Source organism: Arenibacter certesii DSM 19833 (genome assembly GCF_000429545.1).
GTDB classification, from domain to species: domain Bacteria; phylum Bacteroidota; class Bacteroidia; order Flavobacteriales; family Flavobacteriaceae; genus Arenibacter; species Arenibacter certesii.
In genome coordinates, this window is sequence record NZ_AUCB01000005.1 from 172,278 (window position 1) to 187,564 (window position 15,287).

Genomic DNA, 15,287 nt, shown 5'->3' on the forward strand with positions numbered 1-15,287 from the left:
ATAAGATGTAATAGTAGTAAATTAGAGTTGCTTAAATTGTAGACCCATGGAAATATCATTAAAATACAAAAAGGCACTAATAGGAGGTAGTAGTAAGGGAATTGGAAAAGCCATTGCCCAGCAGTTAGCCAAAAGTGGAGCTAGTGTCACCATATTGGCTAGGAGCGAAGACAAACTAAAATCAATAATTTCACAACTACCTACGGACCAAGGTCAAAACCACCAGTATATAGTGGTGGATTACACGGATCTAGAGCGTTATAAAAAAAACATCCATGCCTATTTTAAGCATAATACAGTAGATATTTTGGTAAATAACACCCAAGGTCCTGCAGCAGGTAATGCCTTGGAAAAAGAGGCTACAGATTACCAAGAAGCTTACGACTTACTGTTCAAGACTACAATTATAACCACCCAATTAGCCCTTAAAGGAATGATAGAAAATAAATATGGGCGAATTATTAATATTGCTTCGGTATCGGTTAAAGAGCCTATTTCTAATTTGGTGCTTTCTAATGCCATAAGGGCGGCCGTAGTTTCGTGGGCCAAATCTTTAGCCATAGAAGTTGGGCAGTTTAACATTACTGTCAATAACACGTTAACAGGTTACTTTAATACAGAACGCCTAAAAAATCTTAATATGGGTAAAGCAAAAGAATTAGGAATCCCTATAGAGGAGCTAGAACAACAAATGAAAACCAATGTCCCTTTGGGTAGATTTGGCGACCCAAAAGAATATGGATATTTGGTAGCCTACTTGGCCTCTGAGCAGGCCTCTTTTATAACGGGTGCAAATATTCCCATAGACGGAGGAATGTTAAAATCTATTTAAGGTAGCATTTGCCACTGCCATCAAGAGACCAAAAGAGGGGCTTATTAATCAAAGAGATGCTTCCTCCTAAGGATTAAGAATTAATTTTTTGCACTTTCAAGCAACACTGGTATCTTTTTTGCATCTAGCCCTTATATATTACTTTATCAACTTAGATAGAATCTAGATTAATTTAAAAGGATAGCGTAACTAAAAACTTGCTCACTATTATCATCCTATGAAAAAACTAACAACAATATGCACCATATTACTTTTCGCCCATATGGCACAATCTCAAGAACCCACATCCAATTATGATGTTTTATGGCAACAAGTAGAAAAATTGGAAAAAGAAACCATGACCAAATCTGCTTTAGAAGTGGTGAATAAAATATCAGCAAAAGCAAAAAAAGAAAACCAAAAATCTCAAATTGTTAAATCCTTATTGTACTCTTCCAAATACAGCCTGACTTTGGAGGAAGAGGCACAACTAAATATAATTACGGATTTTAAAGTCCAAATAGCAGCAAGCAGTGAGCCAGTAAAAAATATACTTGAAGGATATTTAGCGAACCTTTATTGGCAGTATTTCCAACAAAATAGATATCGATTTTATGAACGCACCAAAACAGAAGCAAAAATAGATAGCACCGACTTTAGAACGTGGGACCTTACCACCCTATTTAACGAAATTGGAAATCATTTTGAGGCATCATTAGAAAATCCATCCTTATTACAAAAGCTACCTGTACAGCAATTCAATGAAATTCTGGAGAAACAAAAGGAATCTGAAAAATATAGACCTACTTTATTTGATCTATTGGCGCATAATGCTCTTGATTTCTTTAGCAGATCTGAAAATAGCATAAGCCAACCTGCTGATAAATTTCAATTGGACAATGCCGATGTTTTATGTGATGCTAAACAGTTTGTTCAACAGGAATTTAATCCAAAAGAAAAAATATCTCCACAGGCCAAAGCATTACAGATATATCAGCAACTAGTGGCATTCCATTCATCCGACACTTCCATAGAAGCTCTTATAGATGTAGATATAGCGCGATTAAAGTTCATTAGAGAGAATGCTGTATTTCCAAACATAGAGGACCAATACATAGAGGTACTTCAAAATTCTGCCGAGGCATATAAAGGAGATGAAAACGGAGCGCTTTATCGTTATGAAATTGCTCTCGCCCTTCACGAAAATGGAAATACCTATCACCCCACCACCAATGTAGCACCTCGTTGGAAACAAAAAGAGGCATTAGAGATAGGTGAATCGGTAATTGCCCAGTTCCCAAATAGTAAGGCTGCAGAAAAATGTAATGTCTTAAAGTCTCAGATCCTAGCTACAAGCTTACAGCTAACCGCAGAAATGCATATTCCTGTAAATAGCCCTTCGCGCTTGTTGGTAAATTATAAAAACATATCCCAATTACAATTATCTGCCCACAAGGTTACCATTAAAGAGTTAAAAGCTTTGAACGAACTTTATCCTCAGGAGAAGAAATTGGCTTTTATTAAAAAACTTGCAATCGAAAGGCAATGGGAATCATCTTTAACAAATGAAAAGGATTACCAAAATCACAGTACTGAAATAATTTTACCAGAACTTCCCAACGGGTATTTTGTTCTTCTGGCCATTCCAAAAGGAAGCAACGACAACAACTACTCGTTTAGTCCTATACAAGTTACCGATATCGCCCTGGTGGAGTCTACAACCAACGATTTTAACAACTACCAAGTTACAGATCGGAATAATGGATCTCCTATAGCACGGGCCAAAGTGAAATTCACCTATCAGTCAAACTACAATAAACCCTTTGTAACAAAAACTATGACCACAGATGATATGGGCATGGTAACTCTTCCGCGCAATTCATCTTATAAAAATAGTATCAGTGCAGAGGTGACCCACAATGGACAAGTGGCCTATTTTAATGAATTCTACGTTCCTAACAAGTACAATTCGGATCAAAAAGAAACCACTTACCCTTGCTTTCTTTTAACAGACCGGAGTATCTACAGACCTGGACAAACCTTGTATTTCAAAGGGATTGCTTTGAAAAGATCCGATGATAACTCTGAAATATTAACACAGGCCAATATTCGTGTATTACTAAAGGATGTTAACCAACAAGAGGTATCAGCACATGAATTTAAAACCAACGACTATGGATCATTTTCTGGGGAATTTATAATTCCTAGTAATGGTCTAACAGGTGAATTTTACTTGGAGGTCTCTTCCACAGAATTCAATATAAAAGGGCATCAAACTATTTCCGTAGAAGAATATAAACGCCCCAAATTTGAAACCACATTTGAGCCTATTACAGATACCTATCGACTAAACGACAGTATTAAAGTTACGGGTAAAGCTATGGGATATGCTGGGAGCAACATCACAAATGCCCAGGTAAAATATACAGTTAAACGGATTGTAAACTTCCCTATTTGGTATGGTCGTCACCTACCAATTTATAGAGGAACACCACAAGAAATAGCTCAGGGCAGCACTACAACCGATTATCAGGGGAAATACGTTATAAATTTCAAAGCTATACCCGACCTATCGGTCCCAAAACAAAACATGCCTATTTTTAATTATGAAGTTACTGCTGATATAACCGACCTTAATGGAGAAACACAAAGTACCACCACCACCGTTAGCGTAGGTTACCATGCTCTTACCGCAAAGGTAAAAATTGCAGATCTCATCAATAGAAACATTAAAAAACAAGAACTCAATATTACCACCCACAACCTTAATGGACAGTTTATCCCTACCAAGGGCACATTAAAAATGTATAAACTTAATGGCCCAGACCATGTGCTACGTGCACGATCTTGGACGGCACCAGACTATAGTGGCTTTAAAGAAGAAACGTTTAAGGAGCTCTTTCCTCACGAAGCTTTCGGCGATGAAGACGATAGTTCTCAATGGGAAAATGGAGAGTTGGTTTGGGAAGATCACTTTGATACAGAGAAATCGAAGAAAATTGATTTAGCCCTCAAGAAAAAATGGACCTCAGGAAAATATCGCATAGAACTTTCCACCAAAGATAGGTTTGGTGAAGAGGTAGAGGACATTGCTTATACCACCCTATACAGCAACTCCGACAAGACCCTTGCAGACAATCAACTTTTCCAGATAAAGACCGATAAAACATCGTATGCTGTTGGGGATCAGGTAATCCTCAGCATGGGATCAGCGGCCAAAGACCTAACTGTAAGTCTATTTGTAGAAAAAGACCGTAAGATTGTAGCTACCCACAAGATTAAACTCAACAACAATATTAAGACTATAAAACTTCCGGTTACCAAGGAAGATTTAGGAGGTTTTTCCATTACCTACAGCTTTTCTGCCTTTAATTCTTTTCAAAACGGCAATATCACCATCCCTGTACCCTTTCCTAATAAAGATCTACAGATTGAAACCGTTAGTTTCCGAGATAAAATTAAACCAGGGACCGATGAAACGTGGTCTTTTAAAGTAAAAGGATCAAAGGGGAATGGACTAACTGCTGAAATTATGGCTAGTATGTACGATGCTTCCTTAGATGCTTTTAAGCCGCACTCTTGGGATTTTAGCCCGTATCAGCAAAAAAACTACTACTCCAACTTTTACATGAACCCATCCAAAAGTTTCAGTGTAACCTCCTTTAGTAGTTATGCAGACTACAACCAAAACAATAACCATTCTTCACAGCTTTATGACTCCTTTAATTGGTTTGGACTACATTTTGGCTACGGCATAGTGATTAGGGATCGCATGATGATGAAGAGCAGCGCACCATTAGCCGTGATGGAAGATGCAACAGAAGCCGAATCATTAAATGAATCAGTGGTAGTAGGATTTGGAAAAGAAATAAGTCAGAATAAGGTTGGGAATATATCAGTACCGATTGAGGAGGATAAAAACAAATCTGAATTTGGCGATATCCAGATTCGGAAAAACCTTCAAGAGACCGCTTTCTTCTTTCCTCAACTTTTAACAGATAAGGAAGGTAATGTATCTTTTAATTTTACTACTCCAGAAGCGCTTACTCAATGGAAGCTACAATTATTGGCTCATACCAAATCTTTAGAAAGCGCCACCTCAACCTTTAGCAGCGTCACTCAAAAGGAGTTAATGATTATCCCAAATGCACCGCGATTCTTGCGAGAAGGTGACCAAATCACCTTTAGTAGTAAAATTAGCAACTTAACGGACAAAGAATTAGTAGGAAAAGCACATATAGAGTTGATTGATGCTGTAACTGGAAAAGCTATCAGCAAGGAGCTGCTTTTGTCTAGAACCGCTTCTCCTTCAGATTTAACCACTAAAGAGTTTAACGTAAACGGTAACGGAAATACAGAGGTTTCTTGGACCATAAAAATTCCTGAAGGAGTACAGGCAGTACAATATAAGGTTATGGCTGTTGCTGGAAACTATAGCGATGGAGAGCAAAACATTCTCCCCGTACTTAGCAATCGCACCTTAGTAACAGAAACACTACCTATGTATGTAAACGGTAATCAGACCAAAGATTTTACTTTGGATAAATTAAAGAACGTTAATTCTAGTACTTTAAAGCATCATCAATTGAGTTTAGAAATAACTTCCAATCCTGCTTGGTATGCTTTACAGGCCCTACCATATCTAATGGAGTACCCATACGATTGCAGCGAACAGATATTCTCTAGATATTATGCGAATAGCTTGGGTGCCCATATTGCCAATTCTAATCCAAGAATTCAAGAGGTGTTTAAGCAATGGACAAATTCTGATGCTTTATTAAGTAATTTAGAAAAGAATCAAGAATTAAAATCCATTCTAATTCAAGAAACACCCTGGCTTAGGGATGCTCAGTCTGAAACGGAACAAAAGAAACGTATAGCGCTGCTATTTGACCTCAACAAATTAAAAAACGACCAGCAAAATAGCTTAAGACAATTGCAACAAAACCAAATGGCCTCTGGGGGCTGGGCTTGGTTTAATGGGGGACGTGAGAATAGATTTATCACCCAACATATAATTATTGGTTTTGGGCATCTCAATAAACTTACATCAGCAAATGTTAGAGGGAATGCTTCAGCTTTTGATGGAAACGACAACCAAGAGACCCAAGAAATGATTTCTAAGGCTATTACTTATTTGGACGCAGAATTTCTTGCGGAATACGAGAGGATGAAGAAACATGCAACTGACCTTAGCAAGGATCACCTAAGTGCTACCCAATTGCATTATCTCTATATGCGTAGCTTCTTCCCAGATCATAAAATGAGCAGGAAAGCTTCAGAAATCAAGGAGTATTATTTGGATCAGGCACAACAGTACTGGACCAATAAAAGTCTTTATTCCAAGGGGCTGCTATCCCTTGTTTTATATCGTAATAACCATATACCAACCGCTAAAAAAATTATTTTGGCCTTGGAGGAAAACAGCATTACTAGTGAGGAAATGGGAATGTATTGGAAAGAAAATACCGCTTCATGGCATTGGCACCAAGCACCCATAGAAACACAGTCGCTCTTAATAGAAGCCTTTTCTGAAATACACAACGATACGAAAAAGATAGAACTGTTAAAATTATGGTTGTTAAAAGACAAACAGACCAATCACTGGAAAACAACCAAAGCTACTACCGAGGCTGTTTACGCGCTTCTACTGCAAGGTAGTGATTGGCTTTCCGTTTCTGAGGGTGTAGATATTCTTATTGGAGGGAAGAAAATAGATCCCGCAAAATTTGAAAATGTAACGGTAGAGGCCGGAACCGGATACTTTAAGACTAGCTGGAGCGGAGCAGAGATAACTCATGAAATGGCCAAGGTGCAACTCACCAAAAAATCGGAAGGCAGCGCGTGGGGTTCTTTAACCTGGCAGTATTTTGAGGATCTAGATAAAATAACATCCGCAGCAACCCCTTTAAAATTAAAGAAAAGGGTTTTCCGTAAAAACAATACTGCCACCGGAGAGGAACTTAGCGAGATTACCAATAAAACCGAATTAAATGTAGGGGACCTTGTAAGGGTACGGATTGAATTACGATCGGACAGAGGGATGGAGTTTGTACACATGAAAGATATGAGAGCATCTGGATTGGAACCCACAACCGTACTATCTAGCTACAAATGGCAAGATGGACTTGGGTATTATGAAAATGTTAAAGATGCGAGTGTAAATTTCTTTTTTGACTACCTCCCCAAAGGGGTTTTCATATTTGAATACGACCTAAGAGTAAACAATGCTGGTGATTTTAGCAATGGCATCACCACTATCCAAAGTATGTATGCTCCTGAATTCAGTAGCCACAGCGAAGGGGTTAGGATACAGGTTAATTAACAGAAACCCTTACAGTTTTACCTAATGCATTGATTTTTTCTTAACTTATAAGGTATGCAAATACTTAAACTAAGTAATATGAACGCAACATTTTTCATAGGACTAAGAATAGATTTCGGATTATTTCTCATTGGTTTTGGTGCAAACAAATTCCTGCATTTTATGCCAGCTTGGGAAATGTCTGAGGCCGCCATGAATTACTTTTCTGCGTTGGTGGGTACCAATACAAAAATATAGTTATCATTGCGGCAATTCTTGGTGGCACTTCTCTATTAATCAACAAATTAGCACCTTTAATGATGTTAATTTTAATGATCAGTAAACGCTATTTTATTCCATGCCTTTTTAGAGCCGGGAGCACTGGGAGGGGGCATTGGTTCTAATACTATTAAATATGGTTATGCTATATGCATATAAAGCAAGATATAAAGATATTTTGAGGCCTTAAGAAATAGAGTATTTGCTACAAACATAAAAAGCAGATAGCTAACGCTACCTGCTTTTTGTGTTTTAAATCTAATCCATTAGGGATAGATCTATTTATTTCTTTTGTTTAGGCGGATATTTTTCAAATGCTTTCGCTACCATAGCACTAAGTTTTTCTTCTCGTACTTGGGGAGTACTATTGGCATTAAAAGAGCTAACGGCAATGGCTTGCCAAAAAAGTTCATCTTTTTGGCTATCTACGAAATCGAACTGTATCTCCATTTCCATTTTGGCAGCACCAACAGGAATACCCACAGATAATCCACCCCCAACGCTTCTTCCACTTCCACCAACCCCTACGCCAACGGTGTTATTTCTAGCTCCTTGATAAGTACGCCCCATAATAGCTACATAAAAATCGGGCTCTTCGGAGAGCAGAAGGCCCTTTCCCCTCATAGTAGAATCTATGGCTCTCATCAGTCGGCGGGTATCCAGCTCGTTTAGACCTGTTTCCATATCGGGATAATAGTTATAAGTAGCGTATGCAGAAAATTCCGTTGTCTGATCGTAATCGTATTGCATCCGAACAACGCCACAAGAGGCTAATAAAACTAGAAACAAAATTGGAAGCACAATTTTCATAAAGGAGATTTTTATAAAAATAGTGAAATTATTCTTCCCCTTTTTCCTTATCTATAGAATTTGTTAAAGCGGAGGAGATGATTCCAGTAGGAATCGCTACAATTCCTAAACCGATCATCAATATAACAAAGGTGAACATCCTACCTCCCAATGTTATGGGATACACATCTCCATACCCTACGGTAGTCAAGGTAATTATAGCCCACCATAAACTATCAAAAATTGAGGCAAAATGCTCTGGCTGAACTTCATTCTCGAAGTAATAGATACCTACGGCGGATAAATAAATTAAGATTAGGGTTACAAAAAGAAACAAGGTAATTTCTTCTTTAGCCGTTTTAATTGCGATGGAAAATCGGTTTATAGCCTTATTGTACCGCATTAATTTTAAAATCCTAAACAACCTAAGAAAACGGAGTGCTCTTAGGGAACGTAGGTCCATTCCTAAGGCCAAATAAAATGGCAAAATAGCCAGTAGATCTATAATCCCAAAAAAACTAAATACGAATTTTAACTTTCGTTCGGAAACATATAATCGAAGTAAGTATTCAACGCTAAAAACCACCACGCAGAAAATTTCGATTCCTCTAAGGATAATTTTGGTGTCATCACTAATACTAGGGACCGTTTCCATTGTAAAAGCAACAATGGAAATCAATATAAGGGTTTGGATAATTAAGGCGAAATAACGGCTTTCCCGTGATTCATTTCCTTCCACCATATCCCTTAAATAATCCCTCATACGCAACTAATCATTTAGCATGGCCCAAAGCTTATCCTTAAGTTCCACTAGTCCCAATTGCGCCACAGAGGATATAAACATATAGGGCACATCTTTAAAATCCTTATGCAACTCCGTCTTCATTTCAGCGATAAGCTCTTCGTCTAACATATCGGATTTTGAAATAGCCAGGAGTCGTTTTTTATCTAAAAGGTCTGGGTTATACCTTCGTAATTCATCCAAAAGAATTTCGTATTCCTCATTAATATCCTTACTATCTGCTGGAATTAGGAATAGCAAAGTAGAATTTCGCTCAATATGCCTTAAGAAGTAATGACCAAGTCCTCTACCTTCTGCAGCACCTTCTATAATTCCTGGAATATCAGCAATAACAAAACTTTGAAAATCCCTGTACTCCACAATCCCTAAGTTTGGCTTAAGGGTGGTAAATTCATAATCCGCAATTTTAGGCTTTGCTGAAGTAAGAACAGACAACAGTGTAGACTTTCCTGCATTTGGGAAACCAACAAGACCCACGTCGGCCAAAACCTTTAATTCGAAGATAAGATCTAACTCCTCTCCTTCCATTCCTGGCTGAGCATACCTAGGAGTTTGATTCGTAGATGTTTTAAAATGCCAGTTACCACGACCACCCATGCCGCCTTTGGCCAATATTTTTTCATCTTGGTCTTCGGTTATCTCAAGAAGCACCTCATGTGTTTCTGCATCTTTTATAACCGTCCCCAAGGGCACTTCTATATACACATCTTCACCATCTGCACCAGTACTACGATTCTTACTTCCATGCTCTCCATGACCGGCCCTGAAAGTACGTGTGTACTTAAAGTTTAATAGAGTCCATAGGTTTTTATTGCCACGAACGATTATATGTCCACCTCTACCTCCATCGCCCCCATCGGGACCTCCTTTTGTAATAAACTTTTCCCTATGCAAGTGTACCGATCCTTTTCCTCCTTTTCCGGATTCCAAGTGTACTTTTACATAATCAACAAAATTTCCTTCAGTCATCTATTTAGTTTAATATTCTAATATCCATCGGCTAAAAGCGTGATACTAATTTTACAGACACCCTAGCTTAAGGTGGTCCAGCAAAATTGGTTAGCCTCCGTTAACTATATCCATCATGACTACCCCAAGTGAGACGTACCGATTTTATGCTTTAAGCCTCCTGTAATTCTTCGATCACCTTTGCCAAACGGCTAGTAATATCCTCAATGGACCCAATTCCGTTTACACTGTGAAACTTCCCTTGAAGATCATAATAATCCTTCAGAGGAGCCGTTTTCTCGTTATATTCCTCAAATCGGTTGCGAATTTTACTTTCATCTTGGTCATCAGACCTTCCGCTAACCTTACCACGCTCTAGCAATCTTTTTATCAAAACCTCATCATTAGCTTCCAAGGCTATGGTAGCATCAATTTTCATCTGCTTGGAAGTTAAAAAATCATCTAAAGCTTTTGCTTGTGCAGTAGTTCTAGGAAAACCGTCAAAAATAAAGCCACTAGCCTCTGCATTTTTTTCCACTTCATCCTGAAGCATATTTATGGTCACTTCATCAGGCACCAATTCCCCTTTATCTATATAAGACTTAGCCAGGTTTCCCAATTCGGTACCATTCTTTATATTGTATCTAAAAACATCTCCGGTAGAAATATGTTTAAGATTATATTTATCTTTTAAAAATGAAGCCTGCGTACCCTTTCCAGCACCAGGTTTTCCAAACAAAACGAGGTTAATCATGTGTTTTTGATTAAGTTGATATACTTCTTTTAAGTTTCTTCCCAATTCCTTATAATCCAATCCATAGCCTACAATAAACTTATCCTCGATCTTCATCCCGAAGTAGTCAATATCATATTCCCCACTATAGACTTCGAATTTGTAAAACATGGTAGCGATTTTAAACTCCTTTACATTGGTAGCCGAAAATAAGTCTACCAATTTCCTTACTGTTCTACCGGTATCAATAATATCCTCCAAGATAATAACGCTACGCCCTTCAATATTTTCAGGGACATCCAAAAGGGTTTCTACAATTCCTGTGGAAGTAAGTCCTTGATACGAGCTTAAGCGCACAAAGGAAACCTCGCATGGATGTTGATACGCCTTAAGAAAATCTGACACGAACATAAAAGACCCATTTAGCACCCCGACAAAAATGGGAACTTCCCCTTTATAGTCCTCGGCAATGGAATCTGCCATTTTTTTAATTGCGGCTTGTATTTCGCCTTCGCTTATAAATGGCTTAAAGTATTTATCGTGAAGCTTTATCAATGCTACTGTTTTTTATAACAAATTCAAGATGCCAAATATAGTACTTTGATTTCTCTTTTTTACCCGTTCGGGTCCAGTTTCTAAGATTTAGCCGTATTTTTGTCCTTAAAATACCATCTTTTATAACTATTTAATAGCAATCATTTCTAATGAACTATTTTTCTTCTGATTTTAAATTAGGATTTCTTGGTGGAGGTCAATTGGGTAAGATGATGTTATACGAGACCCGAAAATTTGACATTCACACCATCGTAATGGACTCATCTCCCGATGCACCATCTAAAATATCATGTAACGAATTCATTCAGGGCGACTTAATGGATTACGATGCTGTTTACAACCTTGGGAAAAAGGTGGATATCCTTACTATAGAGATTGAAAATGTAAACGTAAGTGCACTGACTAAATTAGAGGAAGAGGGAGTAAAAGTATACCCACCTACCCGTGCCCTTCGCATTATTCAAAATAAAGCAAAACAAAAGTTGTTCTATGTGGATAACAATATCCCCACAGCAGATTTTCAGCGTTTTGCCTATAAAAGCGAAATTGAGGACAGCATAGATAATGGGGGCGTAAAATTCCCTTTTATTTGGAAAGCAACTCAGTTTGGATATGACGGACAAGGTGTAAAGGTGGTTCGTAAACTGGAAGACTTGGAAGACTTGCCTTCTGGAGAATGTATCACGGAAGTACTAGTGCCTTTTAAAAACGAACTTGCCGTTATTGTTGCCCGTAGCGCTAATGGGGAAGTAAAGACCTATCCCGTTGTGGAAATGGAATTTCACCCAGAAGCCAACCAAGTAGAGTATGTTATTTGCCCGGCCCGTATTTCCGACTCTGTAGCTAAAAAAGCCAATGAAATAGCTTTAAAAGTCTCAGACAAATTAAAACATGTGGGCATCTTAGCTGTAGAAATGTTCCAAACCCAAGACGATGAAATCTTGGTGAACGAAGTTGCTCCCAGACCTCATAACAGTGGACATTACAGCATAGAGGCCAGCTACACCAACCAATTTGAACAACATATCCGCGCTATTCTAAACCTGCCCTTGGGCAGCACAGAAAGCAAGGTAGCGGGTATAATGGTGAATTTGGTAGGAGCGGAAGGACATACTGGGGACGTAGAATATCAGAACATGGAGGAAATATTAAAACAAGACGGAGTTACCCCCCATATCTACGGTAAAAAGCAAACTAGGCCTTTTCGGAAAATGGGACACGTTACCATTGTTAATCCAGACATCGTGAAAGCCAGAGAAATAGCAGAATTAGTAAAAAATACAATTAAAGTAATTAGCCAATAATATTGGCAATCAAGAAATCTTCAATAGTATGACTAAAGTAGCAGTAGTGATGGGGAGTACAAGTGACCTACCTGTAATGCAGGAAGCCATTGATATATTAAAGGGTTTTGATATTGAGGTAGATGTAGACATAGTATCTGCCCATCGCACCCCAGAAAAACTCTTCGATTTCAGCAAAAACGCCCATTTAAAAGGATATTCTGTAATCATTGCTGGTGCAGGTGGGGCCGCCCATTTACCCGGGATGGTTGCTTCTATGTCTCCTTTACCTGTAATTGGGGTGCCCGTTAAAAGCAGTAACTCTATAGACGGCTGGGATTCTGTACTCTCTATCCTTCAAATGCCAGGAGGTGTACCAGTTGCTACCGTAGCGCTTAACGGAGCCAAAAATGCGGGGATATTGGCAGCGCAGATTATTGGAGCTTCCGATAAATGCGTATTGGACAAAATCATCCTATACAAGGAAGGCCTAAAACAAAAGGTTATTGAGGGCGCAAAATCAGTCAACAGAAAACAGTAATAGCACCCTTTTGGCTTGCTATTCTTTGTGTTTCACTAAAAAACACAAATAGAACCATTGGACCATCAGCGATAATTAACTGAAAAATACATCCCTTACAAGCCATGAACCTGAATACTGCTTCTTGTTAAATTGAATCTATTGACCATTAACGACTTCTATTATTTACAACTTCAAAAAAAGAAATTTCATTTCACATGAACAATCCATTATTAGTTCCATTTGATACAGCACCATTTTCTAAAATTAAGAATGAGCATTTTAAACCTGCTATTTTACAGGCCATAGAGGACGCTAGAAAGGAAATTGATACCATTGCTCAATCTACAGATGAGCCTACCTTTGAAAATACCATTGCGGCTCTAGATTTTTCCGGACAACAATTGGACCGGGTAACTAGTGTTTTCTTCAACCTCAATTCGGCAGAAACCAACGCCGAAATCCAAAAAATAGCTCAGGAAGTCTCCCCTATATTATCTGAATTCAGCAATGATATCACCTTAAACGAAAGCTTGTTTAAGAGAGTTAAAGCGGTCTTTAACCAAAAAGACCAATTAACACTTACTCCAGAAGAGCAAACCTTATTAGATAAGAAATATAAAGCTTTTAGTAGAAACGGGGCCAATTTACCAGAAGATAGAAAGGAGCGATTACGAGAAATAGATGCTAAACTCTCCAAGCTAACCTTGCAATTTGGAGAAAATGTTTTGGCGGAGTCCAACAAATACGAAATGCACCTTACTGAGGAGTCTGACTTAGACGGACTCCCAGAAGGAGAAAAAGAAGCTGCGGCAGATTTAGCAAAAGCTAAGGGAAAGAGCGGCTGGCTAATTACTTTAGACTATCCAAGCTATATTCCTTTCATGAAATACGCTTCAAATAGGAATTTGCGAAAGCAACTCTCCATTGCGTTTGGAAGCAAAGGATTTCACAACGATGAACTAGACAATCAGGGGAATATCCTTAACATCACCAGATTAAGGTATGAAAGAGCTAAATTATTAGGGTATAATTCCCACGCTCATTACGTTTTGGAAGAACGAATGGCCGAAACTCCAGAAAAAGTAGCGGAATTCCTTAACAATTTATTGAACATGGCAAAGCCTGCCGCAAATAGGGAATTCATGCAACTGGAAGCATTTGCAAAAGAATTGGACAATATAGACCGATTAGAAAAATGGGATAGCGCCTACTATTCCGAAAAATTAAAGCAAAAGCTTTTTGATTTAGACGATGAAAAGCTAAAACCATATTTTAAACTAGAGAATGTAATTGCTGGCGTCTTTAAGGTAGCGGAAAAATTATTTGGATTGCGATTTGAAGAGGTATCCGATGTGGAAAAATACCATCCAGATGTAAAAACCTATCGTGTTTATGGTGAGGATAATAATATGATATCCTTATTTTATGCCGATTTTCACCCTAGACCAGGAAAAAGAGATGGTGCGTGGATGACCTCCTATAAATCTCAATATGTACATAATGGAGAAAATGTGCGTCCCCATATCTCCAATGTATGTAATTTCACCAAGCCAACAGCCTCCAAACCTTCATTACTAACTTTTAACGAAGTTACCACCTTGTTCCATGAGTTTGGACATGGCTTGCACGGAATGCTAGCAAACACCACGTATCCAGGGCTTTCCGGAACTTCCGTTTACTGGGATTTTGTAGAATTGCCGAGTCAGGTTATGGAAAACTGGTGTTATGAAAAAGAAGCCTTGGAACTTTTCGCCACCCATTATAAGACTGGGGAACCTATCCCTATGGACTATGTGACCAAAATAAAGGAATCTGCTACCTTCCAAGAAGGCATGGCTACTTTAAGGCAACTGAGTTTTGGTATTCTGGATATGTCATGGCACGCAACTGACCCTACCACAATTACTGATGTAAAAGCGCAAGAACAAAAGGCATTCAAAGAAACAGATCTTTTTCCGGAGGTAGAACAAACTTGCATGAGCACTTCTTTTTCCCATATTTTTCAGGGAGGATATTCCTCTGGCTATTACAGCTATAAATGGGCAGAAGTTTTAGATGCAGATGCTTTTGCTTATTTTAAGGAGAACGGCATTTTCAATAAGGATATAGCCGATAAATTTAAGGATCATATTCTTTCAAAAGGTGGCACTGAGAACCCTATGGAATTGTACAAAAAATTTAGAGGCAGAGAACCTAAATTAGAGCCACTACTAGAGCGCGCTGGACTTTTGGCAAAATAACAGTAGCTTTACAAATCGAA

At 38.4% G+C, this 15,287-nt stretch carries 10 protein-coding genes; 6 read left to right on the plus strand and 4 right to left on the minus strand.

All coding sequences use genetic code 11. From position 1 onward, the window contains the following. Positions 1–46 precede the first annotated feature (46 nt). The 3 genes from G466_RS0102825 (at position 47) to G466_RS24380 (ending at position 7,373) form a co-directional block, all read left to right on the plus strand. Positions 47–832, plus strand: a complete 786-nt coding sequence (locus tag G466_RS0102825; RefSeq protein ID WP_026812290.1) for an SDR family oxidoreductase — start codon at positions 47–49, stop codon at positions 830–832. Positions 833–1,049: 217 nt separating this feature from the next. Then, a complete protein-coding gene (locus G466_RS0102830; protein ID WP_026812291.1) occupies positions 1,050–7,136 on the plus strand; it encodes an alpha-2-macroglobulin family protein in 6,087 nt (2,028 codons plus the stop codon). A gap of 78 nt (positions 7,137–7,214) precedes the next feature. Beyond that, the gene (locus tag G466_RS24380) at positions 7,215–7,373 is read left to right on the plus strand and encodes a hypothetical protein (RefSeq protein ID WP_229797138.1); all 159 of its coding nucleotides are present in this window, start codon (positions 7,215–7,217) and stop codon (positions 7,371–7,373) included. 303 nt (positions 7,374–7,676) lie between these two features. On the opposite strand, the gene G466_RS0102840 is transcribed toward G466_RS24380, so the two are convergent. From G466_RS0102840 to G466_RS23445, 4 genes are all read right to left on the minus strand, one after another. Continuing rightward, complete coding sequence (locus G466_RS0102840; protein WP_026812293.1) at positions 7,677–8,204, minus strand: DUF4136 domain-containing protein; 528 nt, start codon at positions 8,202–8,204, stop codon at positions 7,677–7,679. Between the two features lie 28 nt (positions 8,205–8,232). Beyond that, entirely contained in the window at positions 8,233–8,946 is a 714-nt protein-coding gene (locus tag G466_RS0102845; protein WP_026812294.1) for an ion transporter, read from the minus strand. A gap of 6 nt (positions 8,947–8,952) precedes the next feature. After that, the gene (gene obgE, locus G466_RS0102850; RefSeq protein ID WP_026812295.1) at positions 8,953–9,954 is read right to left on the minus strand and encodes a GTPase ObgE; all 1,002 of its coding nucleotides are present in this window, start codon (positions 9,952–9,954) and stop codon (positions 8,953–8,955) included. A 151-nt stretch (positions 9,955–10,105) separates the two neighbouring features. Continuing rightward, positions 10,106–11,221, minus strand: a complete 1,116-nt coding sequence (locus G466_RS23445) for an adenylate kinase (protein ID WP_084418683.1) — start codon at positions 11,219–11,221, stop codon at positions 10,106–10,108. Positions 11,222–11,370: 149 nt separating this feature from the next. Here G466_RS23445 and G466_RS0102860 point away from each other — a divergent pair, with 149 nt between their 5' ends. The 3 genes from G466_RS0102860 to G466_RS0102875 all read left to right on the plus strand — a co-directional run bounded on the left by G466_RS0102860 (position 11,371) and on the right by G466_RS0102875 (position 15,267). Further along, a complete protein-coding gene (locus G466_RS0102860) occupies positions 11,371–12,525 on the plus strand; it encodes a 5-(carboxyamino)imidazole ribonucleotide synthase (RefSeq protein WP_026812297.1) in 1,155 nt (384 codons plus the stop codon). Between the two features lie 28 nt (positions 12,526–12,553). Beyond that, positions 12,554–13,045 carry a 5-(carboxyamino)imidazole ribonucleotide mutase gene (gene purE, locus G466_RS0102865; protein ID WP_026812298.1) on the plus strand — a complete coding sequence of 164 codons (492 nt, stop codon included), beginning with the start codon at positions 12,554–12,556 and terminating at the stop codon, positions 13,043–13,045. Positions 13,046–13,242: 197 nt separating this feature from the next. After that, positions 13,243–15,267, plus strand: coding sequence for a M3 family metallopeptidase (locus G466_RS0102875; protein ID WP_026812299.1), 2,025 nt, complete (start codon positions 13,243–13,245; stop codon positions 15,265–15,267). The last annotated feature ends 20 nt before the right edge of the window (positions 15,268–15,287 follow it).

Coding starts and splice junctions, on each gene's coding strand:
- G466_RS24380 (WP_229797138.1), top strand. CDS start 7,215: ATGAACGCAACATTTTTCATAGGACTAAGAATAGATTTCGGATTATTT.
- purE (WP_026812298.1), top strand. CDS start 12,554: ATGACTAAAGTAGCAGTAGTGATGGGGAGTACAAGTGACCTACCTGTA.
- G466_RS0102830 (WP_026812291.1), top strand. CDS start 1,050: ATGAAAAAACTAACAACAATATGCACCATATTACTTTTCGCCCATATG.
- G466_RS0102875 (WP_026812299.1), top strand. CDS start 13,243: ATGAACAATCCATTATTAGTTCCATTTGATACAGCACCATTTTCTAAA.
- G466_RS0102860 (WP_026812297.1), top strand. CDS start 11,371: ATGAACTATTTTTCTTCTGATTTTAAATTAGGATTTCTTGGTGGAGGT.
- obgE (WP_026812295.1), bottom strand. CDS start 9,954: ATGACTGAAGGAAATTTTGTTGATTATGTAAAAGTACACTTGGAATCC.
- G466_RS0102845 (WP_026812294.1), bottom strand. CDS start 8,946: ATGAGGGATTATTTAAGGGATATGGTGGAAGGAAATGAATCACGGGAA.
- G466_RS0102840 (WP_026812293.1), bottom strand. CDS start 8,204: ATGAAAATTGTGCTTCCAATTTTGTTTCTAGTTTTATTAGCCTCTTGT.
- G466_RS0102825 (WP_026812290.1), top strand. CDS start 47: ATGGAAATATCATTAAAATACAAAAAGGCACTAATAGGAGGTAGTAGT.